Annotated in this window: 29 protein-coding genes; 15 read left to right on the forward strand and 14 right to left on the reverse strand. The window is 70.9% G+C overall.

The features are described from left to right. The first annotated feature begins 63 nt into the window (after window positions 1-63). Both AMO33_RS05975 and AMO33_RS05980 read left to right on the forward strand, forming a co-directional pair. The gene (locus tag AMO33_RS05975; protein ID WP_011209393.1) at window positions 64-837 is read left to right on the forward strand and encodes a MerR family transcriptional regulator; all 774 of its coding nucleotides are present in this window, start codon (window positions 64-66) and stop codon (window positions 835-837) included. Window positions 838-956: 119 nt separating this feature from the next. After that, window positions 957-1,631, forward strand: coding sequence for a hypothetical protein (locus tag AMO33_RS05980; RefSeq protein WP_060591091.1), 675 nt, complete (start codon window positions 957-959; stop codon window positions 1,629-1,631). A 12-nt stretch (window positions 1,632-1,643) separates the two neighbouring features. On the opposite strand, the gene AMO33_RS05985 is transcribed toward AMO33_RS05980, so the two are convergent. Further along, window positions 1,644-1,895, reverse strand: coding sequence for a hypothetical protein (locus AMO33_RS05985; RefSeq protein WP_060591092.1), 252 nt, complete (start codon window positions 1,893-1,895; stop codon window positions 1,644-1,646). Window positions 1,896-1,968: 73 nt separating this feature from the next. Between AMO33_RS05985 and AMO33_RS05990 the strand changes: the two genes are divergently transcribed. Beyond that, window positions 1,969-2,445 carry a YbaK/EbsC family protein gene (locus AMO33_RS05990; RefSeq protein WP_060591095.1) on the forward strand — a complete coding sequence of 159 codons (477 nt, stop codon included), beginning with the start codon at window positions 1,969-1,971 and terminating at the stop codon, window positions 2,443-2,445. A gap of 3 nt (window positions 2,446-2,448) precedes the next feature. On the opposite strand, the gene AMO33_RS05995 is transcribed toward AMO33_RS05990, so the two are convergent. Next, window positions 2,449-4,140 (reverse strand): putative PEP-binding protein, encoded by a 1,692-nt coding sequence (locus AMO33_RS05995; RefSeq protein WP_060591097.1) that lies wholly within the window; start codon window positions 4,138-4,140, stop codon window positions 2,449-2,451. A gap of 139 nt (window positions 4,141-4,279) precedes the next feature. Between AMO33_RS05995 and AMO33_RS06000 the strand changes: the two genes are divergently transcribed. The 4 genes from AMO33_RS06000 to AMO33_RS06015 are packed head-to-tail and all read left to right on the forward strand — an operon-like array spanning window position 4,280 to window position 8,343. Next, window positions 4,280-5,047, forward strand: coding sequence for a DeoR/GlpR family DNA-binding transcription regulator (locus AMO33_RS06000; RefSeq protein ID WP_060591098.1), 768 nt, complete (start codon window positions 4,280-4,282; stop codon window positions 5,045-5,047). Beyond that, entirely contained in the window at window positions 5,044-5,994 is a 951-nt protein-coding gene (locus AMO33_RS06005) for a 1-phosphofructokinase family hexose kinase (RefSeq protein ID WP_060591100.1), read from the forward strand. Before AMO33_RS06000 ends, AMO33_RS06005 begins: the two co-directional genes overlap by 4 nt. 12 nt (window positions 5,995-6,006) lie before the next feature. Further along, window positions 6,007-8,037: a PTS fructose transporter subunit IIABC gene (locus AMO33_RS06010; protein WP_060591102.1), complete on the forward strand. Its 2,031-nt coding sequence runs from the start codon at window positions 6,007-6,009 to the stop codon at window positions 8,035-8,037. Between the two features lie 48 nt (window positions 8,038-8,085). Then, window positions 8,086-8,343: an HPr family phosphocarrier protein gene (locus tag AMO33_RS06015; RefSeq protein ID WP_041561009.1), complete on the forward strand. Its 258-nt coding sequence runs from the start codon at window positions 8,086-8,088 to the stop codon at window positions 8,341-8,343. Window positions 8,344-8,433: 90 nt separating this feature from the next. Here AMO33_RS06015 and AMO33_RS31325 read toward each other — a convergent pair whose 3' ends face one another. Together AMO33_RS31325 and AMO33_RS06020 are read right to left on the reverse strand one after the other, a co-directional pair. After that, complete coding sequence (locus AMO33_RS31325; RefSeq protein ID WP_159005370.1) at window positions 8,434-8,577, reverse strand: hypothetical protein; 144 nt, start codon at window positions 8,575-8,577, stop codon at window positions 8,434-8,436. 339 nt (window positions 8,578-8,916) lie between these two features. Next, entirely contained in the window at window positions 8,917-9,234 is a 318-nt protein-coding gene (locus AMO33_RS06020; RefSeq protein WP_060591104.1) for a hypothetical protein, read from the reverse strand. A gap of 332 nt (window positions 9,235-9,566) precedes the next feature. Between AMO33_RS06020 and AMO33_RS06025 the strand changes: the two genes are divergently transcribed. Further along, window positions 9,567-10,277: an MspA family porin gene (locus AMO33_RS06025; protein ID WP_060591106.1), complete on the forward strand. Its 711-nt coding sequence runs from the start codon at window positions 9,567-9,569 to the stop codon at window positions 10,275-10,277. Between the two features lie 70 nt (window positions 10,278-10,347). Here the strand turns inward: AMO33_RS06025 and AMO33_RS06030 are convergent, their stop codons facing one another. The 8 genes from AMO33_RS06030 to AMO33_RS06065 are packed head-to-tail and all read right to left on the reverse strand — an operon-like array spanning window position 10,348 to window position 17,303. Beyond that, the gene (locus AMO33_RS06030) at window positions 10,348-11,886 is read right to left on the reverse strand and encodes a solute symporter family protein (protein WP_060591108.1); all 1,539 of its coding nucleotides are present in this window, start codon (window positions 11,884-11,886) and stop codon (window positions 10,348-10,350) included. Then, window positions 11,883-12,170: a DUF485 domain-containing protein gene (locus tag AMO33_RS06035; RefSeq protein ID WP_060591111.1), complete on the reverse strand. Its 288-nt coding sequence runs from the start codon at window positions 12,168-12,170 to the stop codon at window positions 11,883-11,885. Before AMO33_RS06035 ends, AMO33_RS06030 begins: the two co-directional genes overlap by 4 nt. 23 nt (window positions 12,171-12,193) lie before the next feature. After that, window positions 12,194-13,141 (reverse strand): PDR/VanB family oxidoreductase, encoded by a 948-nt coding sequence (locus AMO33_RS06040; protein ID WP_060591113.1) that lies wholly within the window; start codon window positions 13,139-13,141, stop codon window positions 12,194-12,196. A gap of 16 nt (window positions 13,142-13,157) precedes the next feature. Continuing rightward, window positions 13,158-13,898, reverse strand: a complete 741-nt coding sequence (locus AMO33_RS06045) for an SDR family NAD(P)-dependent oxidoreductase (RefSeq protein WP_060591115.1) — start codon at window positions 13,896-13,898, stop codon at window positions 13,158-13,160. Further along, window positions 13,895-14,407 carry an aromatic-ring-hydroxylating dioxygenase subunit beta gene (locus AMO33_RS06050; protein ID WP_011209378.1) on the reverse strand — a complete coding sequence of 171 codons (513 nt, stop codon included), beginning with the start codon at window positions 14,405-14,407 and terminating at the stop codon, window positions 13,895-13,897. The genes AMO33_RS06045 and AMO33_RS06050 overlap by 4 nt, the downstream gene beginning before the upstream one ends. Then, complete coding sequence (locus AMO33_RS06055) at window positions 14,400-15,689, reverse strand: aromatic ring-hydroxylating oxygenase subunit alpha (RefSeq protein WP_060591117.1); 1,290 nt, start codon at window positions 15,687-15,689, stop codon at window positions 14,400-14,402. The genes AMO33_RS06050 and AMO33_RS06055 overlap by 8 nt, the downstream gene beginning before the upstream one ends. Window positions 15,690-15,725: 36 nt before the next feature. Continuing rightward, window positions 15,726-16,091, reverse strand: coding sequence for a hypothetical protein (locus AMO33_RS06060; RefSeq protein WP_011209376.1), 366 nt, complete (start codon window positions 16,089-16,091; stop codon window positions 15,726-15,728). A 51-nt stretch (window positions 16,092-16,142) separates the two neighbouring features. Next, window positions 16,143-17,303, reverse strand: coding sequence for an acyl-CoA dehydrogenase family protein (locus AMO33_RS06065; RefSeq protein ID WP_170916107.1), 1,161 nt, complete (start codon window positions 17,301-17,303; stop codon window positions 16,143-16,145). A 169-nt stretch (window positions 17,304-17,472) separates the two neighbouring features. Between AMO33_RS06065 and AMO33_RS06070 the strand changes: the two genes are divergently transcribed. From AMO33_RS06070 to mug, 7 genes are all read left to right on the forward strand, one after another. After that, entirely contained in the window at window positions 17,473-18,954 is a 1,482-nt protein-coding gene (locus AMO33_RS06070; protein ID WP_041560143.1) for a PAS domain-containing sensor histidine kinase, read from the forward strand. A gap of 79 nt (window positions 18,955-19,033) precedes the next feature. Further along, a complete protein-coding gene (locus tag AMO33_RS06075) occupies window positions 19,034-19,573 on the forward strand; it encodes a flavin reductase (protein ID WP_011209373.1) in 540 nt (179 codons plus the stop codon). Further along, on the forward strand, window positions 19,549-19,818 hold the full coding sequence (locus AMO33_RS06080; RefSeq protein WP_060591120.1) for a hypothetical protein: 270 nt from the start codon (window positions 19,549-19,551) through the stop codon (window positions 19,816-19,818). Before AMO33_RS06075 ends, AMO33_RS06080 begins: the two co-directional genes overlap by 25 nt. Then, window positions 19,815-21,050, forward strand: coding sequence for an amidase (locus AMO33_RS06085; protein WP_060591122.1), 1,236 nt, complete (start codon window positions 19,815-19,817; stop codon window positions 21,048-21,050). The genes AMO33_RS06080 and AMO33_RS06085 overlap by 4 nt, the downstream gene beginning before the upstream one ends. Continuing rightward, window positions 21,047-21,604: a nuclear transport factor 2 family protein gene (locus tag AMO33_RS06090; RefSeq protein ID WP_011209370.1), complete on the forward strand. Its 558-nt coding sequence runs from the start codon at window positions 21,047-21,049 to the stop codon at window positions 21,602-21,604. The genes AMO33_RS06085 and AMO33_RS06090 overlap by 4 nt, the downstream gene beginning before the upstream one ends. 35 nt (window positions 21,605-21,639) lie before the next feature. Then, window positions 21,640-22,260, forward strand: coding sequence for a response regulator transcription factor (locus AMO33_RS06095; RefSeq protein ID WP_011209369.1), 621 nt, complete (start codon window positions 21,640-21,642; stop codon window positions 22,258-22,260). Window positions 22,261-22,296: 36 nt separating this feature from the next. After that, window positions 22,297-22,851: a G/U mismatch-specific DNA glycosylase gene (mug, locus tag AMO33_RS06100; protein WP_060591123.1), complete on the forward strand. Its 555-nt coding sequence runs from the start codon at window positions 22,297-22,299 to the stop codon at window positions 22,849-22,851. Window positions 22,852-22,854: 3 nt separating this feature from the next. Here mug and AMO33_RS06105 read toward each other — a convergent pair whose 3' ends face one another. Next, window positions 22,855-23,241 carry a VOC family protein gene (locus tag AMO33_RS06105; RefSeq protein WP_170916118.1) on the reverse strand — a complete coding sequence of 129 codons (387 nt, stop codon included), beginning with the start codon at window positions 23,239-23,241 and terminating at the stop codon, window positions 22,855-22,857. After that, complete coding sequence (locus tag AMO33_RS06110; RefSeq protein ID WP_011209366.1) at window positions 23,241-23,546, reverse strand: ArsR/SmtB family transcription factor; 306 nt, start codon at window positions 23,544-23,546, stop codon at window positions 23,241-23,243. The genes AMO33_RS06105 and AMO33_RS06110 overlap by 1 nt, the downstream gene beginning before the upstream one ends. Window positions 23,547-23,566 lie beyond the last annotated feature (20 nt).

A 23,566-nucleotide genomic window follows, 5' to 3' on the forward strand; every position in this document is an offset into this window, starting at 1 on the left:
CCGCCACGGCCGTCGTGGGCGCCCGGGCGCGAGGGCGCGACCGAAAGGACCGGGGCGAGGACGGTGACCGAATACCGCATCGATGATCTGGCCCGCGCGGCAGGCACCACCTCGCGCAACGTCCGGCTGTATCAGGAACGGGGTCTGCTCCCCCAGCCGGTCCGGCGAGAGGGCCGCGCCAACATCTACGACGACTCGCACCTGGCGCGCCTGCAGATCGTCAACGGGCTGCTCGAGCGCGGCTTCACCCTCGCCCACATCACCGATTTCATCACCAGCTGGGAGACCGGCAAGGACCTCACCGAGATCCTCGGCCTGCAGAAGGCCGTCACCGACGCCTGGGGCGCCCGCCACGACCCGGTGCAACTGCCCAGGGACGCCGTCGTGGCACTGCTGGCCGATCTCGATGCCGAGCAGGCCGAGGAGAAGCACCTCGACCGTCTCGCGGACCTGCAGCTGGTGCGCACCGACGACGACACCGTCACCCTGCTGCGCCCCGACCTGGTGGAAGTGCTGCTCGAACTGCACGGCGACGGCATCGACCTCGCCACCATGATCGACCTGTACGCCGACCTGCGCGCGAAACTCGAAGACGTCGCGCGCACGCTGGTGGTGGCCGCCAAGAACCGCATCGTCGACGACCACGGACCGGGCTGGCTGCCCGACACCGACGCCGAAACCGCCGCCACCACCCAGATGCTCACCCGCTGGCGCGAACTGGGCACCCGGATCGTGCACAGCGGACTCGAACAAGCCCTCGACGCCGTCCTCCAGCGCGAACTCGGTGATTATCTGGGCGCCGCCGCGCGCCAGCGCCACTCCCGTTCCGACACCTGACGGCACTCGCCGACGCACCGGTCCGCGCCGATTCGAGTAGTCCCCTACGCATTCACCGACGCCGCCATCGGCGAACGCTGGAAACCGGGACCAGCGACGCGAGAAGGACCGGTGCGGAGATGACCATCAACACGTCCGCGCGCGACGGCCACGCGGGCACGCCGCCGGCGGCACCCACCGAACCCACCAATGCCGACCTGCGGCGAGACGTTCGTGCGGCGACCCGCAGCGGGCGCTACGCCCTGGTCGCCGCCCTGTGTGCCGCCGTGGTGTCCAGCGGCATCGCGGCCGGGTCGGCGGTGTATGTGAGCAGCACCGAGCTCCAGCGCAAGGAACGCGCCGAAGTGGCACAGGTGGTGCGGGACAACAGGCAGCGGGCCTATTCGGACTACGCGGCCGCGATGATGCGCTTCATGGAAGGGCTCAGCGGCCTCGAGGGTGAGTTGCTCCAGGAGCCGATCGAGCGCGAGGAAGTCCGTGCGCAGGTCGTCGAGGTCGGCGACAGCGTGGCGGCGATGTCACGGGCGCAGATCACCGTATCGCTGGTCGGCAATCTCGACGTCGCGCCGGTGATCGTGGGATTCAACGAGGAACACGCGGCGCCCTTCCTCCACGATCGGTTGACGTCGTTCGCCAGGCGCCACCTGGGCGGCGCCCCGGAGCCCGTCGAGGCCATGCGCGAGGACGCCCCGGTGATGGTCGCCGACATCGAACGGACGGTGACCGCGGCCACCGAATGCCTGAGCCGGTTCGTCGACCTGGCGCGCCTCGACCTCGGCCTCACCGACGGCTGACGAATCCGATGGTCACCGCGGCACGCTGCCCCAGCAGCCGGGTTGCGAACCCGTGAGCACACACAGGGCGTTGAGCGCCGCCTCCAGCAGATACCCGGAGCCGGACGAGAACCCCGACTCGGCCGGGGTGGCCACGGGCGCGGCAGCGAGCGGGCCTGCGGGCAGCGCGGATGCGGCGGGAGCGGTGGACACGACGAGCGCGGCGCCGACGACGGCCGCGGCCAGCGTGCACCGGACACGAGCGGTTGCGGAATTCGGTCGCATGCCGCTCGACTCTGCGCGAGGGAGCCGCAAGCCACAAGACGGCGGTTCTGGGGGCCGTCGATACAGTGACCCCATGCCGGAGCACCTGCCGCCCAACGCCCTCCGCGTCGCCGCCGCTCTGCGGGCGCACGGCGTCGCGGGCGAGATCGTCGTCCTGCCCGAGCCCGCGCCGACCGCCGCCGCGGCAGCGGCTCAACTCGGCTGTCCGGTCGGTGCGATCGCCAACAGCTTGATCTTCGACGCCGACGGCGCGCCGGTCCTCGTGCTGACCAGCGGCGCACACCGGGTGGATGTCGAACTCGTCGCCCGCCACGCCGGGGTCGCGACGCTGCGCCGCGCCGCGCCCGAGGTCGTGCGCGCGGCGACCGGGCAGCCGATCGGCGGGGTCGCGCCGCTCGGGCACCCGGCACCGGTGCGCACGTTCGTCGACAAGTGGCTGGCCGAACACGAGGTGGTGTGGGCGGCGGGCGGGCATCCCCACACCGTGTTCCCCACCAGCTTCGACGAACTGGTGCGGGTCACCGGCGGCACGCCGATCGACGTCGAGTAGCCGTCAGTCGTCGAGCAGGAGGCGGCGGGCCTGGACGCGGGCCTCGCCCGGATCGGTGGTGCGCAGCACCGCCCATGCGGCCGATTCGCACTGCGCGCGGGTCACCGTCGCCAGTTGGGCGCCGACCCCGGCGACAGCGGGTGCGGCCGCCGAGAGCGAGGTGACGCCGAGCCCGGCCAGCACGCAGGCCAGCAGCGGGTCGGCGGCTGCTTCACCGCAGACCCCGACCGGCTTGCCGCACCGGACGCCCGCCGCGGCGGTGCGGGCGACCAGGCTGAGCACGGCGGGCTGCCACGGGTCGGTGAGCGCGGCCAGATCGGGCGACATCCGGTCGGCCGCCATCGTGTACTGCGCGAGATCGTTGGTGCCGATCGAGACGAAGTCGACCTCGTCGAGAATCGCCTCGGCCAGCAGCGCGGCGGCGGGCACCTCGATCATCACCCCGGCGACCAGGCCCCTGGCCCGCGCGGCGGCGGCGAAGGACCGCGCTTCGGCGACGGTGGCGACCATCGGCGCCATCACCCACGGCGGGGTGGCGCGGCCGTCGGCGGCGGCCGCGATGGCGTCGAGCTGGCGTTCGAGAATGCCGCGGTCGCGGGCGGCGATACGGATACCGCGGACACCGAGCGCCGGGTTGGCCTCGTCGGGATGTTCGGCGAAGCGCAGCGGTTTGTCCGAGCCGGCGTCGAGGGTCCGGATCACCACCTTCGCGGTCGGGTAGGCGTCGAGAACCTCGCGGTAGATGCGGGTCTGCTCGGCCACGCTCGGTTCGGCATCACGATCGAGGAAGCACAGTTCGGTGCGGAACAGCCCGATCCCCTCGGCGGGGGTGGCGGTGGCGGCGCGCGCGCCCGCGCCGTCCTGGACGTTGGCGAGGATGTCGACGCGGTGGCCGTCGCGGGTGGCGCCCGGGCCCGTCCAGCTCGCGATGCGCGCCGCGGTGGCGCGATGCGCGGCGACCGCGGCCGCCGCGACGGCGGGAGCGGGCTCGACGGTCACGGTGCCTGCGGCGCCGTCGATCAGGATCTGCGCGCCCGCCGGCACGTCGTCGAGACCGTCGACCGCGACCACGCACGGGATGCCGAGCTGGCGGGCGATGATCGCGGTGTGGCTGGTGGCGCCGCCCAGAGCGGTGGCCAGCCCGATGATGCGGGCCGGGTCCAGGCCCGCGGTGTCGGCGGGTGCGAGGTCGCGGGCGAGCAGGATCGAGGGCCGTTCGGGCGTGGGCACACCGGGTTCGGGCAGGCCGTGCAGTTCGGCGACGATGCGATCGCATACGTCGCGCAGGTCGGTCACCCGCTCGGCCATCAGACCGCCGAGCCGGCTGAACATCTGCGCGAACTGTTCGGTCGCCCCGATCGCGGCCGCGCTCGCCGTCGAGCCGGTGCCGATCAGTTTCTCCGCGGCGGCCGACCACCCACGGTCGGCGGCCATGGCGGCGTTGGCGGCGAGCACTTCCGCGGCGGCACCGGAGGCCGCCTCGGCCCGGGTGCGCAGGCGGTCGGCCACCGTGGCGGCCGCGGCGCGCAACGCGGTGAGTTCCGCTGCCCGTTCGGACTCCGGAACGATGTCCGTTCGGGCATCGACGGGGAGCCGCGGGTTGGGCCGGACCGCGGGGGCGGCCGCCACTCCGGGCACGGCAGGGGTTCCGCGCAGGACGGTACCGGCGGTCGTTACCTGCTGTGATCGGGTCATTCTGCGGTCTCCTTCGTACCCGGAGGGGAAGTTCTGAACGATGCTCGTCGGCAACTCGTTGTGATCCAGACTACTCCGAACCATTGACAAAGCAACACGCTCGGACGTAAAACAACATAAACCAACATCGGAGGAACGGATGTACGCAGAGGAGCGGCAGCAGGCCATCGCCACGCTCGTCGGGCAACGCGGTCGCGTATCGGTCGCCGACCTGGCCGAGCGTTACGGCGTCACCAGCGAGACCGTCCGCCGGGACCTGGCCGTGCTGGACCGCATGGGGCTGGTGCGCCGGGTGCACGGTGGCGCGGTCCCCGCCGCCGCTCTCACCGCCATCGAACTCGGCACCACCGAGCGCGAGGCCACGCACACCGCGGAGAAGGAGCGCATCGCCAAGGCGGCCCTGGACTACCTGCCCCCGACCGGCGGCAGCGTCCTGTTCGACGCCGGCACCACCACGGCGCGCATCGCCGCGCTGCTGCCCGCCGACCGTGAGCTGGTCGGCGTCACCAATTCGCTGCCGGTGGCCACACGGCTGAGCGGCCACGCCGGCGTGCACCTGCACCTGCTCGGCGGCCGGGTCCGCGGTATCACGCAGGCCGCCGTCGGGCCCGATACGCTGCGGGTGCTGGCCGGGCTGCGCGTCGACACCGCGTTCATCGGCACCAACGCCCTCACCGGCGCCCACGGGCTCTCGACCCCCGACGTCGACGAGGCGGCGGTGAAGCGGGCGATGGTCGCGAGCGCGCACCGCGTGGTGGTGGTCGCCGACTCCTCGAAGATCGGCCGCGAGGACTTCGTCCGCTTCGCCGGCATCGACGACATCGACGTCCTGGTCACCGATTCCGGCATCCCCGATTCGGTACGCAACGAGCTGACCGACAGCGGCATCGAGGTGGTGGCGGCATGATCGTCACCTTGACGGCGAATCCGAGTATCGACCGCACCGTCACCCTCGCCGAGCCGCTGCACCGTGGCGCCGTCCACCGGGCGCGCGGCGTCGCCGTCCACCCGGGCGGCAAGGGCGTCAACGTGTCTCGCGTGGTGGCCGCGGCGGGCGTGCCCACGGTCGCGGTGCTGCCCGGCAACGCCGACGACCCGCTGCTGCGCGCCCTCACCGAGGCCGGGATCGCCCACCGCAGCGTGCCGACGAGCGGGTCGGCCCGGATCAACCTGACCGTCACCGAGGCAGACGGGACCACCACCAAGATCAACGAGCCCGGCCAGCCGCTCACCGGGGACGTGTTGCGCGACTTGGCGGGGCTGCTGGCCGAACTCGCCGCGCAGGCCGCCTGGGTGGTGCTGTCGGGGTCGCTGCCGCCCGCCGTGCCCACCGACTGGTATGTCGACCTGATCCGCGCTCTGCCGCACGCCAGGATCGCCGTCGACACCTCCGACGCGCCGCTGCGCGCGGTGGCCGACGGAATCGGCGCGGCCGCACCGGATCTCGTCAAACCCAACAGCGAGGAGCTCGCCCAGCTCACCGGCCTCGACCCCGCGGCGCTGGCCGATCCGCTCGCCGCCGCCCGGGCCGCCGCCGGACTCGTCGACCGCGGTATCGGCGCGGTGCTGGCCACCCTCGGCGCCGCGGGCGCGGTGCTGGCCACCGCCGAGGGCGCCTGGCATGCCACCGCGCCCGCGATCCGGCCGCGCAGCACCGTCGGCGCCGGTGACTCCGCGCTCGCCGGGTACCTGCTGGCCGACCTCGCGGGCGCGGCTCCGGCCGACCGGCTGCGCCGCGCTGTCGCCTACGGCAGCGCCGCGGCGGCACTGCCCGGCACCGGATTGCCCGGACCCCACCACACCGACCCCGACGCCGTGGCCGTCACGGCGCTCGACCTGCTCCCCCATTCCTGAAGGGCCCCACCGATGGCCGACTCGATCATCACCCCCGCAACGATCAGCCTCGACGCCGATCTCGGCACGTCGAAGGACGCGGTGATCGCCGCGCTCGCCCAGCGTCTCGCCGACGCCGGACGCGCCACCGACGCGACCGCGCTCACCGAAGCCGCCCTGGCCAGGGAGGCACAGTCGGCCACCGGCCTGCCCGGCGGCATCGCCATCCCGCACTGCCGGGTCGCGGCCGTGACCGCGGCCTCGCTCGCCTTCGCCCGTCCCGCCCCCGCGGTCGATTTCGGCGCCCCGGACGGCCCCGCCGATCTGGTGTTCCTGATCGCCGCGCCGGAAGGAGCGGGCGCCGAGCACATGAAGCTGCTGTCTAGTCTGGCGCGGGCCCTGGTCAAGCCGGAATTCGTGGGGAGCCTGCGCGCGGCGACGACCGCGGACGAGGTTGTCGCACTGGTCGATTCGGTGATCGCCCCCGCACCGGCCGCGAGCGCGGCGCCGGCTTCCGGCACCGCCGCCGAGCGAGCGGGCGCGGCGAACCGGACCGCGTCGACAGCGCCCGCCCCGGCCACCGAGCCGCCCGCGACCACCCGGCCGCGATCCCTCGTCGCCGTCACCGCCTGCCCCACCGGCATCGCGCACACCTACATGGCCGCCGACGCCCTCGTCGCCGCCGGTGAGCGGGCGGGCGTCACCGTGCGGGTGGAGACCCAGGGCTCGAGCGGCACCACCCCGCTCTCAGCGGCCGACATCGCCGCGGCCGACGCGGTCATCCTCGCCACCGATGTCGGGGTGAAGGACCGCGCGCGGTTCGCGGGTAAGCCCGTGGTCGAATCCGGGGTCAAGCGCGCGATCAACGATCCGGACGCGATGATCGCCGACGCCCTGCGCGTGGCGCGCGACCCCGCCGACGGGCCCGTGCTCACCGAGGCCACCCCCGAGGTGGCCCCCGACGCACTCGGTTGGGGCACCCGGCTGCGCCAGATCCTGCTCACGGGCGTGAGTTACATGATTCCGTTCGTCGCCGCGGGCGGCTTGCTGATCGCCCTCGGCTTCCTGGTGGGCGGCTACGAGATCGCCGACAACGCGAGCTCCGTCGTGCTGGACAACTCGCTGACCGACCTGCCGCCGGGTGGCCTGGGAACCTATCTCGGCGCGGTGCTCTTCCAGCTGGGATCGTTGGCGTTCAGCTTCCTGGTGCCCGCCCTGGCCGGCTATATCGCCTTCGCGATCGCCGACCGCCCCGGCCTGGCACCGGGTTTCACCGCGGGCGCGGTGGCGGTCTTCGTCGGCGCGGGCTTCCTCGGCGGTCTGGTCGGCGGCTTGATCGCCGGCTTCGCGGCGCTGTGGGTGAGCCGGATCCCGGTGCCGCAGTGGGCCCGTGGTCTGATGCCGGTCGTGGTGATCCCGTTGTTCGCCTCGCTCATCGTCGGTGTGCTGATGCTGGCGGTGCTCGGCAAGCCGCTCGCGGTGGTGACCGAGGCCCTCACCGACTGGCTCAACGGCCTGTCGGGCACCTCCGCGGTGGTGCTCGGGGTGATCCTGGGCCTGATGATGTGCTTCGATCTCGGCGGCCCGGTCAACAAGGCGGCGTACTCGTTCGCCGCGGCGGGTCTGTCGGTCGCCGATCCCGCGACGCTGAAGATCATGGCCGCGGTGATGGCGGCGGGCATGGTGCCGCCGCTGGCGATGGCGCTGGCCTCGACCGTCCTGCGCCCCACGTTGTTCACCACCGCCGAACGCGAGAACGGCAAGGCCGCCTGGCTGCTGGGCGCCTCGTTCATCTCCGAGGGCGCCATCCCGTTCGCCGCCGCCGACCCGCTGCGCGTGATCCCGTCGATGATGGCCGGTGGCGCGGTCACCGGTGCGCTGGTGATGGCCACCGGCGCCACCCTGAGCGCACCGCACGGCGGCATCTTCGTCTTCTTCGCCGTCGGCCACCTCGTCTGGTTCGTGCTCGCGATCGCCGCGGGCACGATCACCGCCGCGGTGTGCGTGACCCTCGCGAAGCTGCTCACTCGCCCCCGCGCCGAGGCCGTTCCGGCCGCGGCCTGACCCCCTCCCCGATCGACCCCGCTGTCCACTCAACCACCAGGAGTCATGATGCCGAGCACCACCGTCACCGTCGGTTCGTCCATCGGTCTGCACGCGCGGCCCGCCGCACTCATCGCCGAGGCGGTCGCCGCCGCGGGCGTACCGGTCACCCTCGCCCTGCCGGGCGGTGAACCCGTCGACGCGGGCTCGTCGCTGATGATCATGGCGCTCGGCGCCACCCACGGCACCGAAGTGGTCGTGAGCAGCGAGGATCAGCCCACCCTCGACAAGATCGCCGAGATGGTCGCCGCCGACCTCGACGCCTGACCCCGGTCGCCGCACCGGCTCGCCCGGGCCGGGCACCACCGCTGATCTCCGGGTCCGACGATCCGGAGATCAGGCAGGTGGCAGCCGTGCTCACAGGATGATGGAGATCAGCGCCCACGCCAGATTGACAGCTGCCATCGCCGCCGCGGAACCGAGTCCGATGATCGCACTCATGATCTTTTCCCTCTTTCTCGAAAGAGATTTTCGGATTGTTCTCCGGTAAAGAAGCCGCATCGACACGACGGTGCTGCGCGATGCGCTGCGGACCGTTGTCCGGCAATTCGCAATGTTGCCGAACCGACACCGTCGTCCACCACGGCAAGCCCTTCTAGGGGGATTGCCGACCTCAAGATTAGCACTTCGGAACCGTAAGCGGCAGTAGCTGATTCGCGCACTCCTGCCGGATCCGCGTACTCGCCGCGAAAATGGCCGGAAATAGTGGTTAAAGCGCCGCGCGGCGGGTGTGAAAACAATTAGACAACCGGCACGTCGCATGCGGCGAAAGCGAATGATCGATTTCGCCGACAATTGTCATCCGGACGCCCGGCAATTCTGTTGCCGACCCGATCTCGCCTATCGGACGACCTCGACACTGATGCCCGGTGACGCGGCGATCGGCTGGTCGACCCGGATGATCACGCGCGAGCCCGGCGTCTGCGCGGCGGTGGCCGCGCCGCGTCCGATCGCTTCCCCCAACCGCTGTCGGCCCAGTGGGGAGAAGGACGGCGGAAGGGTGCCGAGCACGGGGCCGAGGTTCAGGCTCGTGATCACCTGGGCCTCGGCATGCGCGAATTCGATGACGACGGCATCGGCCGCCGGGCTGACCGACAGCGCCGAGGCGGTGCCGGTCCCGAGGAGCATCACGCCGACCGGTGCGGCGAGGGCGAGCAAAGGTCTGAGCAGGGGCACGGTTTTCCTTTCGCGGTGCGGGGAGAGCCTCGCAGGACAGTTCGGTGGAAATGGTGTTCCGGATGGGACGAATCGAACTGAGCGACCGTGCGGTATGGATTTCGCGGTGCGGTTGCGAGACAGGCATTTCCGGCATCACCGGAATTTGCGCCCCATTCCGTGCGCGGTGTGCTTGGATGTGCTCGACCGGCGGCTCGTGGTCCCGTGCCGGTCGGCAATCCAGGCACGACGCGTCGGCGAGTTCGCCGAGGGCTGAGTTCGCCGAGGGCTGATGTGCCCGGAGTTTCCGATCAGATCTTCTCGACTGGAGGGTGATGAAGCGCACGCATGTCTCGATCATGGCCGCGATCGGCGCGGTGACGGTCACCGCGATCGGATCCGCGGCCGCCGCCGCGGGCACGGCGCCGGGGGAAGTCGCCGCCGGGGCGGCCCGCATGGTGGCGGCTGTCGATTTCGCTCAGGTGGTTCCCGCGGGCGACACCGCTTTCGGTGTGCCGTTCGTCCACGCGGTCAAGGTATCGGGTGACTTCTCGGTCGCGCTGGACGGCGTCTCGGCGCTGCGCGGCGGCGAGGTGGCGGCCGGTTACCTGGTCGGCTGCGCGGTGGACGTCTCCGACGGCATCTCGGTCGCCATCGCGCCCGAAGTGGGGATGAGCGCGTCGATTTCGCCGTCCATCGGCGCCGATTTCGGCGTCGACCTCGGACTCTCGGTGGACGCGCCGCCCGAGGTCGGCATCGGATTCGGTGTCGGTGTCGGGCTGGAGCCCAGCATCGGTGTCGAGGGCGCGGTGGCCGGTGAGCTCTCGCTCAGCCTCGCGCCGGGCACGGTGACCGCGGTGCCGATCGGGGTGGCCGAACTCGACGAGGAGTCGACCTTCCCGTTCACCTTCGCCCACGCCAACACTCCCCTGCATGTCAACGGCTGCCTCTCCCCCGCCTCGGCGATGCCCTTCATCACCGTCCGCGCCGATACGCCGGGCAGCACCCTCCAGACGACCGGGTACGGCGACCCGTTCACGTTCTGAGTCGGGCCGAACGAGTGCCGGGCGGGGCCGCCCTACTGCGGCCCCGCCCGAATCATCACGACACGAACCGTCAGGATGCGACGGCAGCCTCCTCGGGGGTACGGCCGGTCAACGCCCGGGTGCGCAACTCCAGGAACTCCCGTTCGGCCTGCGCGGCGGCCGTACCGCGCGGTGCCGTGCACAGTGCCACCAGGATCGACACCGCGAAGGAGATCGGCGCGACCGCCAGGGCCGGGTTCGAGAACGGCAGCAGCGAGTCCGCGCCCTGCACGACGGGGCTGAGCAGGATCACCGCGGTGGAGAGCACCAGGCCGCTGACGATGCCGGCCAGCACGGCACGGGCGGTCATGTGCCGCCAGTACAGCGTCAACAGGAGAGCGGGCAGGTTGGCGCAGGCCGCGATGGACATGCCGAGCGAGGCGAGGAAGGCCACGTTCTGGCGTTGTGCGGCGAACGCGATGCCGACACCGACCAGGCAGGTCGCCACCGTCGCGATCCGCGCGGCCCGGTGCTGGGCGGCCGCCGAGACCGCACCGTTGCGCAGCACCTGGGCGTAGAGGTCGTGGGCGATGGCGCCGGAGGTGGCGATGACCAGACCCGACAGGGCGGCCAGGATGGTCACGAAGGCCACCGCGGCGACGAACGCCAACAGGATTCCGCCGCCGAGGGTTTCGGCCAGCTGGGCGACGGCGAGGTTGCCGCCCTTGTTCTCGGCCGCGATGGCGCCGGGGCCCACGAGGATCGCCGCGCCGTAGCCGAGCACCGGGATCATCAGGTAGAAGCCGAAGAAGATCCACAGCGAGGTGTAGGCCGAGGTGCGGGCCTGCTGGGCGTCGGGGACGGTGAGGAAGCGGATCATCACGTGCGGCAGGCCCAGCACACCGAGCACCAGGCCGACCGTCTGGGACAGCTGGTCGAAGGAGGCGGCGCCGTCGCCGCGCCGCGGCGCGACGAAATGCTGACCGAACTCGGCCAGCGCGGCGCTGAACGGCCCGAACGGGTTGAAGTCGAAGCGCACCAGCACCAGCAGGAACAACGCGACCGCGCACACCAGCAGCAGGCCGGTCTTGACGATCTGGATCCAGCTGGTGGCCAACATGCCGCCGACGAGGGTGTAGGCAGTGGTGAGCGCGCCGATCACCAGCACCGCGACCACGTAGTCGAGGTCGAACAGCAGGGACACCAGCAGCGCCGCGCCCACCAGCTGCGAGACCAGGTAGACGACGCTGATGACCACCGTGCTGATCGCCATCAGCGACCGGACGTCCTTGCCGGGGAACCGGGTGGCGAGCACGTCGGCGAGGGTGAAGCGGCCCAGGTTGCGCAGCGGCTCGGCGATGAGCAGCAGCGCCAGTACGAACGCGACGGGCACGAACACCGCGAGGTAGAAGCCGTTGAACCCGGTCAGCGCGATCGCGCCGGTGACGCCGAGAAACGAGGCGGCGGAGATGAAGTCACCGGCGATGGCGACGCCGTTCTGCCTGCCGGTGAGGGCGCCGCCGGCGACGTAGTGGTCGGCGGCGGACTTGTTCTGCCGGGCGGCCCACGCGGTGATCGCCAGGGTGACCGCGACCAGCGCGGCGAACAGGGTGGCGGAGACGACGTTCATGCGCGGGCCCCTTCCCCTGCGGTCCGGCTCTCCAGGGCGGCGGCGCGGCTCATGTAGTAGCGGGCGACCACGACGGCGACGACGAATTGCGCCGCGGCATAGATCCACGCGAGGGTGACACCGCTGAAGACCACCGTGTCCAGCAGCGAGGTGAAGCCGCCGAGGACCGGCAACGGGAAGAACAGGACCAGTACGATTGCGCTGAGGCGCAGGATGAGCGCGGCCCGTTCCCGGGCGGCGGCGTCGAGGTCGCTCGGCGGGGCGAGGGCGGGAGTATCTTGCATGGATATCGTCTTCCCTTATCCGGTCAGAACAGTTCGATCACGAGTTTGGGAGTGCGCGCGCGTGATACGCACAGGGCGATCTGATCGCCCGCGGCCTTGTCGGCTACCGACAGGCAATTGTCGCGGTGTTCCGGCTCTCCCTCGAGCACCCCGGAGACACACGACCCGCAGATGCCTTCCTCGCAGGACTTGAAGACCTCGATCCCGTTCTCCTCGAGCACCGACAGGATCGAGCGGTCGGCGGGTATCTCGAAGCTCTCCCCGGTGTCGAGTTCGACGGTGAAGGCGGTGTCGCCGGAGGTGTCGACCGCGGCGGCCTCGAAATGCTCGATGTGCAGGTTCGGCGCGCCGACGACCGGCGTCACCACCTCGGCGACGGTATCCATGAAGCCGGCCGGACCGCAGGTGTAGACCGCGGTGCCGGGAGTGAGGGTGGCCGCCAGGTCGTCGAGTGTGCGGCGTTGATCGGCGCGCGACAGCCCAGTGTGCAGCCGCACCCGGTCACGGAATTCCGCGCGATTCTCCAGCAGGTCGGCGAACGCGGTCTCGGTGCGGGATCGCGTGAAGTACCGCAACTCGAATTCCGCGCCGTTTCCGTGCAATTCGTAGGCCATGCTCAGCAACGGAGTCACACCGATGCCCGCGGCGACGAGCACGTGCCGGGTGGCGCCGGGGTCCACGGCGAGAATGTTGCGTGGTTCCCCGATTTCGATGATGTCGCCCTCGCACACCTCGTGCAGTGCCGCCGAGCCCCCGCGCGAGTCCGGTTCGCGCTTGACCGCGATGGTGAGCGACTGCGCCTCGCTCGGCGGCCCGCACAGCGAGTACTGCCGCAGGATGCCGGTCGGCCCGGTCACGTCGATGTGCGCACCGGCGCGGTAGGGGCCGAGCGGGCGCCCGTCCTCGCGCACGAGGCGCAGCGAGCGGATGCTCGGCGTCTCCGAGACGATCTGCGCCACAGTCACTTTCATAGTCGGCACGGGACTCCTAACGCATGTAGAGGCCGCCGTTGGCGTCCCAGCACGCGCCCGTCACCGAGGCGGCGCCCGGTGTGGCGAGCAGGGCGACCATCTCGGCGATGAACGCCGGGTCGCCCAGGCGCCCGACGGGAATGGTCCGGGCGAAGCCGTCGAGGTTGTCGGCCCCGACGATGCTGCGCACCACGGGTGAGTCCTGCGGCCCGGGCGAGACCGCGTTCACGGTCACCCCGGCGGCGGCGAACTCGCGGGCGAACACCTTGGTCAGCGACAACACCGCACCCTTGGCCGAGGCGTAGTGCCCGCCGGTGGCGGTGCCGCCGTTCTGCCCGGCCAGCGAGGCCATGTTGACGATGCGCCCGTAGCCGTGTTCGGCCATGTGCGCGCCGAACACCTGGCAGGCCAGGAATGTCCCGCGGAAGCCGACCGCCAGCACGGCGTCGAGTTCCTCCGGGGTGATCTCCAGCAGCGGGCGGGCCTGCGTGCGTGCGGCGTTGTTGACCAGCACCTGTACCCCGCCGAAATCCCCGGTCACGGCCGTCAGCAGCCGCTGCAGCGACGCCTTGTCGGCGACGTCGACCTGGTAGCCGCGCACCGGGAGGTCGTCGTTCAGTTCGGCCGCCAGCGCGGTCGCTCCCGGGCCGTCCAGGTCGGCGATCGCGACGCGGTGGCCGCCGGCGTGCAGGCGCCGCACGATGTGTTCGCCCAGGCCGTGCGCGCCGCCGGTGACGACCGCGACCGGCGCGCTCACAGCAGGAACCCCGCGGCGGGCACGGCGTCCTCGCTGTCGACCAGCCGGACCACCTTGCGCGCGATCCGGTCGGCGGCCGCGTCGGCGCCGAGCCGGATCCGGTATTCGACGTCACCGGCCCAGATGTCGTGGCGGCCACGCTTGTAGGCGATGAGGATCTGGGCGGCGCGCAGCACCACCTCGGTGTCGGTGACCGACTCGGGCACGAACCGCGACACGGTGCGGGTCGTCGTCGCCGCGTCGACGGCGGCGATGGCGTACCCCTCGGTCATGCGGACCACGCGCATGCCGCGCATGCGGGCGTCGTCGTAGATCATGTTGAGGGTGTTGTCGAAGTCGTCGGTCGTGCGGTCGATCGGCACCACGTAGTGAGCGTCGTCGGTGTAGAGCTCCTGCCAGGCGTGGTAGTCCTTGCGGTCGAGCAGGTCGGCCTCGCGCCAGATCAGCTCGATCGCGCGGAGCACGCGGGCGTCGGTGAGAGTGGCCGGGGCGGTGAGGGTGTCAGTCATCACTCATCATCTGCTTCCACTGGGCGTAGGCGGCACGCATGCCGGTCTCGTCGGTGACGTGGGCGGTGGGCCAGCCCTCCGGGCTCGGCTTCTCCCTGGCCAGGCCGCGATTGACCAGGATCGGCATGTCCGGGTCGCCCTGGGCGCCGCGCTGGACGCGATCCCAGCCCTCGGCGTCGTCGGGGGTGCCGAACCCGAAGGGGCCCTGGAAGTGCTCGTGCACCCGCAGCCTGGCCCGGTTGACGGGATTCACGATCTCGGCCGGGCCGTCCGGGCCGATGGCGATGTGCTCGATGGTGGTCTCGTCCACCGAGATCGGGCGCAGCACCCGGAAGAACGCCGCCGACATCGACACGTTGGGGAACAGGTTGAGGTTGAACCCGGTGCCGTGCATGGCGCGCACCAGCTTGCGGACCGCGGCGTCGTCGAGGCCGGTGGCCTTCAGCTCGGCGACCAGGTCGTCGAAGCGGGCCTGCAGGGGTTCGCTGCCGTCGTCGGCGTCGAGATCGGAGTGCTCGGGCACCATCTGCATCACCGAATGCCCGTGGCCGAGATCGTGGGTCACCGCCTCGGGGTCGGTCATGAACGACATCATGTCCGCGGTCTCGGCGTCCACCGAGGCCATCCACGAGCGGTGCACGATCGGGAAGTGGTAGCCGTCGGTGGTGTTCTCCAGCTGGATCTTCCAGTTGCCGTGGAAGGTGAACCGGTGGGTGCCCAGCACCTTGATCGGGTAGCCGCCGCCCTGCTTCATGAACCGGTCGATCCAGAGCTTGGCGTCGCCGAGATGGTCGGCCAGCGGCTCGATGTCGGTGGCGAAGGTGGCGAACACCATGCCGCCGTAGGACTCGGTGCGCAGCTTGCGCAGCGACAGATCGCCCTTGGACACGACGCCCTCGTACCCGTCCGGGTAGGGGATGCCGCGCAGTTGCCCGTCCAGGCTGTAGGACCAGGCGTGGTAGGGGCAGGTGAAGCCGTTGGCGACACCGCTGCGCTGCTCGCAGATGCTGGCGCCCCGATGCCGGCAGCGGTTGAGCAGGGTGTTGATCTCGCCCTTGCGGTTACGGGTGACGATCACCGGCTGGCGGCCGACGTAGGTGGATTTGAAGCTGCCCGGCCGGGCGATCTCGGATTCGTGGGCGACCCAGATCCAGGTGCTTTCGAAGATCTTCGTCATCTCCAGCTCGAAGATCTCCGGGTCGGTGTAGATCCGGGCCGCCACCCGGTCGCCGTCGACCAGATCGGCGGGCGCCCGATGCGGCGCTGCGCTGTGCGCGGTCATGATGCCTCCTGGCGTGAAAGGGTCAGGCGTGCAGAGTCAGTACTGTCGAGGGGTCAGCGCGCGACCGATCCGCGCCTCGATCTTCAGGAACTTCCACAGCTTCCAGTCGCTGCTGCCGACCGGGATGGTGCGGACCAGGTTGCAGGCGGCCTTGACGGTGTCGTGGCTGTCGGCGTCGGCGAGCAGATAGCAGGTCCACGGCCATCCGTCCGACGGTCCGACCATGGTCGAGTCGTCGTCCATGTCGCCGAGGAAGTCGATGCCGTCGAGCGCCTTGATGCCGTCGCTGAGAGCGACGAAGCCGGTCCACACGTCCGCGGGGGTGACGCCGCCCTCGGGCAGGTCGAAGAAGTTCTGGTTGATGCCGATGCAGAAGAGCACCCGCAACGGGCTGTCGGTCATGATCGGTTCCTCACGTGTTCGATTGCTGCTCAGTGGAATCCGGGCACCGCCTCAGTGGAATCCGGGCACCGTCGGCGGCTGTCCCATGAGGACGGCGCCCGCGGCGTCCACCAGGCCGGGCCCCAGGAAGGCGTGTTGCTGCGGTACGAGCGCGTCGCCGACCCACTGCTGCAGCGGGTGGTCTTCGAAGATGGCCGCGGTGCCGGAGATCTCGACGATGCGCTGCACGGCCGCGCCCGCCGTGGTGGCGAGGTGGCTGGCCGCCAGGCGCAGGTGCGCGTTCTGTGCGGGGCTCGCCGGGTCGCCGCGCAGCACCGTCTGCCACACCTCGTCGGTGATCTCGTAGAAGTAGGCGCGCGCCGACCGCAGGGCGGCCTCGGTCTCGGCCACGGCGGTCCGGTAGTACGGCCGGTCGGCCAGTTTCGGCGCACCCGTGATACCCGCCCGGCCCGCGCCGGTCTCGATGGCGTAGTCCAGCGCGGCCCGCGCCACCCCGGCGCCGACGACGGCCAGCACCTGCGCTGCGTAGGCGATGGTCGGATACCGGTAGAGCGGCTCGTCGACGGTGGGTTCGCCGCCGCGGATGAACGTCCACTCCCGCGGCACCACCGCGTCGGCGACCACCAGGTCGAACGAACCGGTGCCGCGCATGCCGACGACGTCCCAGTCCTGCTCGATCCGCACCTGGTCGGGGCGCAGCAGGGCGGTGCGTGGCTTGCCGCCGGTGCTCGAATCGCCGGGGATGCCGACGCCGAGCACGTCGGCGGCCATGCAGCCGCTGGCGAACTTCCACCGGCCGGTGACGCGGAACGCGCCGTCGACCTCCTCGGCGGGCTGCACCGGGAACAGTCCGCCGGCGAACACCACGTCGGGCCCGTCGGCGTAGAGCTTGGCCTGCGTCTCCAGCGGCAGCGCCGCCAGGTAGACCAGCGCCGAACCGAAGCTGGCCACCCAGCCGGTGGAGCCGTCCACGGTGGCGATGCGCTCGATGGTGCGCAGGAAATCGGCGGGCGCCTGGGGCTCGCCGCCGAATCGCCGCGGGGTGGCGGCCCGGTAGATCCCGGCCTCTTTCAAGCGCGCGACGAAATCGCGTGGCACGTATTTCCGGTCGCGGAATTCCCGGCGGCGCTCGGCGAGTTCGGCGAGCACGTCGTCGAGGATCGCCGGGCCGGCCGTGCGCGGCACCGTTGCTTCCGGGGTGGACACGATCACCTGCTCCTGTCGTCGAGGGGATGTTCTTCGACGGTAAAGAGATCGGCGCCACACCGACATCGGTAAAGACCGCGCCCGAGACGGTGTCAACCACCATGCGTGTAAGGGATTTCTTCAGTGCCCGCCCGTGCCGGTAACCGCGTGGTCCGGGCGGCGTTACCCTGGCCCGATGTCCGTCGATCCGCGTGCTCCCGAATTGGTCGTCTCGGATTTCGTCACGATGATGAACGCCACCGAGGTCTGTGTGCTCGTCCACGACGCCGAGACCAAGAACATTCTCTGGGCCAACCCGGCCGCGTGCGCGATGCTCGGTTTCGATCTCGACGAGATCCGTCCGCTCAAGGCCAACGACATGAGCAGTTCGGCCCAGCAGTACGACCGGGTGATCGGCCGCGCCTGGCTCCAGGACGCGGTGGAGCACGGCAGCAGCCGCATCGAATGGCACTACCGCGCCAAATCCGGGCGGGTCATTCCCACCGACGCCGTCGCCACCCGCATCGATCTCGCGCAGGGGCCCGCGGTGATGGTGCAGTTCCGCGACATCGAGCGCGAGCAGCGCACCGAACACGCCCTGCGCCTGACCACGACCTACGTCGACGCGCTGGCCAGGCACACCGCGACGATGGCGTTCGTCCTCGACGAGGACGGGGAGATCCGCTTCGCCACCGACACCGCCCTGACCCGCCTCGGCCTGGACCCCGGCACCGAACTACCGGCCGGGCCGCGGCTCACCTCCTACGCCTACCTGCACCGGGCCGGCAGGCGCACCGGATGGGCCGAGGTCGCCGCCGACGCCGACCCGGTGGCCGCGGTGCGGCTCGAGGTCGCCCAGCCCGACGGCACCACCTCCTGGCTCGACGGCAGCCTGGAGCGACTCGACGACACCGACGTGCCCGCCTTCCTCATGCTGGTCCACGACGTGTCCGATCGGGTGCGGGACGAGCGCAAACGCGGACTGGAACTCCAGCGCGAGAACTACCTCGCCCGCTACACCGCGATGGGCGACATGGCGATGGCGATCGCCCACGAGCTGGGCCAGCCGCTGGCGGCCGCGGGCAACTACATCGCGGGCATCCGCTCGCACCTGCCCGGCGGGGAGCAGCTGGACCGCCGGGTCGGCATCGGCCTCGACGCGGCCCGCAAGCAGATCGACCGGGCCGCGACCATCGTGGCCACACTGCGCGCGTTCGTCGGGCACCTGGAACAGGTCGACCAGGTCGCCGACCTCAACGACGTGGTCACCGAATGCCTCTACTTCGTGCGGTTGCGCGCCGAACAGCACGGGGTGGTGATCGAGCTCGACCTGTCCCCCACCCCCGTGGACGTGCGCTGCGAACGGGTGCTGACCGGGCAGGTGATCGTGAACCTGTGCTTCAACGCCATCGACGAGATGGCGCAGTGTCCGCCCGGAGCGCGGCGCATCCTGCTGGCCACCGAGCTGCGGGCGGAGGGCGGCTGTTTCACGGTGCGCGATCACGGGCGCGGTGTGCAGCGTGATCCGTTCCTGGAATCGTTCACCTCGAAATCGCACGGCAGCGGGATCGGATTGGCGTTGAGTTATCGCATCATCACCCGCCAGCACGGCACCATCTGGTGCCGTGCCGCCGAGGGCGGCGGCTCGATCTTCGGATTCGCGCTGCCCACACCCTGAATCGGATAGGGGAAACCTTCAGCGCGAGCGGGGGAACTCTCGATTTCTCGAGGCGTGGATCACTCGTAGCGTCGAGATCATGACCAAGCAATTGACCGCCGAACAGCGTGACTTCCGGGCGGCGATGTCGAATCTCTCGGCCGCAGTCAACGTGGTCACCACCAACGGGCCGGGTGGTCGCGCGGGCATCACCGTCAGTGCCGTGTGTTCGGTCACCGATTCACCGCCCACGGTTCTGGTGTGCGTCAATCAGTCCAGTTACACGCACGCGATCTTCCGCCGGAACGAGCGGTTGTGCGTCAACGTTCTCAGTGCCCGCGACGAGGAATTGGCCGGGCATTTCGCGGGGGCGACCGGGGTGCCGATGGCCGAACGGTTCGAGTGGGCGATGTGGGATCACGACACCGAGGACATCCCGATGCTGCGCACCGCCGCCGCCCGGGTGGTCGGCCGGATCATCAGCGACCACACCCAGGGCTCGCATTCGATCTTCCTGGTGAGTGTGGAGCGAGTCGACGTCCGGGAGAACGCCGACGCCCTCGTCTACTTCCAGCGCCGTTTCCACCACGTCGGCACCGAGCAGGAGAGCACCGCATGGACGACTCGCAGGCCCGCCTGACCCTGATGTGTTACAACGACACCCACGGCTACGGGTGGCGGCACGTCGATCTGTTCCTGCACGACGCGTCCGGCCGGGAGCTGAACTGGGTGCACTGGCAGGCCGACGCCGACGGGCCGGAGGCCGCCGACCGGGTGACCGCCGCGGCCGAGCCCAGCCTGCGCCGCACCTCCGAGTGGCGGCACGGAGTGAGCGCGAGCGGCATGGACTACTGGTGGGCCGATGCGGCTTGGAGCGACCGATGACGCGGTACGCGCCGTGGTCGCTGCGCGAGCTGGTCGACGATCTCGCCGCCGACCGGGTCGGCCTCGAACAGGTGTGGCAGCGTTCGCGGCGCCGGATCGCCGAGACCGAGCAGCGCCTGCACGCCTGGGTGGTTCGCGATCCGCAGCCCTCGCCCGCCGGAATCCCGTTGGGCGTCAAGGACATCATCGACGTGTCCGGCTACCCGACCCGGTGCGGTTCCCGCGTGCGGGCCGACAGCGCCGCGGCGACCACGGACGCCGAGATCGTGCGGCGGTGGCGAGCGGCCGGGTTCGTCCCGGCGGGCAAGACCGTCACCACGGAGTTCGCCTACTTCTCCCCCGGCCCCACCGGCAATCCGGCGGCGCCCGGGCACACACCCGGCGGATCGTCGAGCGGGTCGGCGGCCGCCGTGGCCGCCGGTCAGGTGCCGCTGGCGCTGGGCTCGCAGACCGCGGGCTCGGTCACCCGACCGGCCGCCTACTGCGGGGTGGCGGCGCTGGTGCTCACCCGCGGCCTGCTGCCCACCGACGGGGTCACCGGGCTCGCGCCCAGTCTGGACAGTCACGGGTTCTTCACCGCGGAGGTGGCTGATCTCGCCTGCGCGTGGTCGATGCTGACGGGAGCGCCCGACCCGCTGGACGCGCCGGTCGCCGCACCGCGGGTGGCGGTGTGGGACGGTGGTCCGCCGGTCGAGCCGTCGATGCGCGATGCCGTTGCGGCGCTGCGGGATCGGATGGTCGCCGAGGGCGCCGACGTGGTGGATTTCGCCCACGAGGTCGTCGCACCCGCCGTCGAGGCCCACCGGATGGTCATGGCCTACGAGGCAGCCCGCGAGCGCGCCGCCGAACTCGCCCGGGCCGAGGAACTCAGCCGCCCGCTGGCCGACCTGCTCCGCACCGGTGCCGCGATCAGCGACTCCGACTACACCGCGGCCCGGCGGGCGATCGAGCGCACGCGCGGTGCGGTGTCGGCCGTGCTCGGCGACTACGACGTCGTGCTCGGCCCCGCCGCGCCCGGACCGGCGCCGCACGGACTGCACGCCACCGGCGACCCGGTGCTCAGCCGGCCCTGGCAGGCGCTGGGGCTCCCGGTGGTCACGGTCCCCGGGCTGCGCGACCCGCACGGGCTGCCGCTGGGCATCCAGGTGATCGGCGCCCCGCACTCGGAGGCTGCCCTGCTGCGCGCGGCGGCGTGGATTCACGACATCACCGACACGAGGAGGTCACGGTGACCGAGGCCGACACGATCGCGCGGCTCGTCCGCCGCATCGAGACATTGGAGGGCGAGGCGGAGGTGCGCCGGCTGCAGGCCCGCTACATGTTCCTCTGCGACACGCCGTGCCCGGAGTTCGGCGTGGCCGACGACGCCCGGCGCATCGACCTGATCATGGACCTCTACAGCGAGGACGCGGTCTGGGAGGGCGTCGGTGAGTACTACGACAACCAGTTCGGCCGCCTGGTCGGGCACGCGGCGATCCGTGCGCATTTCGAGCGGTTCTGGAGCCCCGACCGGGAGCCGCGGCTGGTGCTCAACGCCCACTATCCGACCGCCGAGCAGATCCACGTCGACGGCGACACGGCGCAGGGCCAGTGGATCCACATGCAGCCGTGGCTGTTCGCCGACGGCACCGCGCTGCTGCGCTCGAGCCGCCTGAACAACGCCTTCCGCCGCATCGACGGCGTCTGGAAGATCACCCGGACACGCACCGAGAACGTCTTCGTCGCGCCGCTGCCCGCGAACTTCGCCGAGCACTTCCCCACCCGATCGGTGCTGATGACGCCATGACCACCGGGATCGCCGCAGGATTAGGATTGTCCGCCATGAACGCCGAGTCCGCCCCCGTGGTGCACGTCGTCGACGACGACGAAGACCTGCGGCAGTCGCTGGCGTTCCTGCTCCAGAGCGTCGGCATCGAAGCACTCACCTACGCCACGGCCACCTCGTTCCTGGAGGAGGTCGATTTCGACGAGGCGGGCGTCGTCATCGTCGACGTGCGGATGCCCGGGTTGAGCGGATTCCAGTTGCAGGAACAGCTCAACCAGCGCGACTATCCCGCGCCGATCATCTTCTGCTCCGCCCACGGCGACATCCCGATGTCGGTGCGTGCCCTGCGCGCGGGCGCCGTCGATTTCCTGGAGAAGCCGTACGAGCCGCAGCGGATGCTGGAAGTGGTGCAGGAGCAGCTGCCGGTGGCGACGCGGTTGTTCGCCGAGCGGGCCGACCGGTTGCGGGTGCGGGCCCGCCTGGACGGCCTCACCCCGCGCGAACGCGATGTGCTGCGCCTGGTCATCGAGGGCCGCTCCAGTCAACAGATCGCCAGCAGGCTCGGCACCAGCGTGAAAACCGTCGACGTGCACCGGGCCCGGATCAAGGCGAAAACCGAATCGGAGAGCCTCGGCACCCTCGTCCGCGACATCCTCGCCTACCGCGTCGCGGTCTGACCCGGGCCCCCGGTGGCGGTGCGGCAGACTGGGGTGATGGTATCGGCCGCGTATCGACCCACGCCCGCGGATCTGGCGGCCGCCGCCGGGACGACGATTCCCGACGTGGTGGGGCCGGATCTGCGGGTGTTGTTCTGCGGGATCAATCCGGGGCTGTGGTCGGGGGCGACCGGGCATCACTTCGCGCGGCCGGGAAACCGGTTCTGGCCCGCGCTGTTCCGTTCCGGATTCACCCCGCGCCTGTTCCGGCCGGACGAGCAGGCGGAATTGCTCGCCTTGGGGTTGGGCATCACGAACGTGGTGCCGCGGACGACGGCCAAGGCGGACGAGCTGACCACCGCGGAGTTGCGCGAGGGCGGTCGGGCGCTGACCGAACGGGTCCGGCGATACCGCCCGAAGGCGCTGGCCGTGCTCGGGATCGGCGCCTACCGGACCGCGTTCGGCCGTCCGCGCACCACCGTCGGCCGCCAGGACGAGACGATCGCCGACACCGAGATCTGGGTGCTACCCAACCCCAGCGGACTCAACGCGCACTACACCCTCGACGCCCTGGCCGCGGAGTTCCGCGCCCTCCGAGAGGCGACGCGCTAGCGCCTACTTCATCGCGGCGAGTTGGATCAGGTTGCCGCAGGTGTCGTCGAAGACGGCGGTGACGACGGGCCCGAGATCGGTTGCCTCCTGGGTGAATTCGACGCCGAGGCCCTTGAGCCGGTCGACCTCGGCGTACACGTCGTCGACGGCGAACTGGGTGAACGGGATGCCGTCGGCGACCAGCGCGTCCTTGTAGGTGCGGGCCGCCGGGTGCCCGTCGGGTTCCAGCAGCAGTTCGACACCGTCGGGGTCGGCGGGTGAGACGACCGTGAGCCAGCGCGCACCGCCGGCGGGTTCGTCGGTCTTCTTCACGAAACCCAGTTTCCCGGTGTAGAAGTCCAGCGCCTTGGCCTGGTCGTCGACGTAGACGCTGGTGATGTTGATGCGGATCACGGCTTCGGTTCCTCTCGGTCGATGGGCCACCGCTCGACGATCGCGCGCAGCGGGCGGGTGTCGATGTGGTGGAACTTGTACCGGCCCTGCCGGCGGGTGCGCACCAGGCCCGCCTGTTCGAGCACGGCCAGATGCTGGGAGATGGCCTGTCGCGAGGAGGTGAGGCCGTGCTTCATCGTCAGCCGGCCGCACAGCTCGAACAGCGTCTGACCGTCTCGGTCGATCAGTTCGTCCAGGATGGTGCGTCGCGTCGCGTCGCCGATCGCCTTGAACAGGTCGGGGTCTGCGTCCACGACCGCCACGATAGGCAAGCGTGGACTTG

This window comes from Nocardia farcinica, assembly GCF_001182745.1.
GTDB lineage: Bacteria > Actinomycetota > Actinomycetes > Mycobacteriales > Mycobacteriaceae > Nocardia > Nocardia farcinica.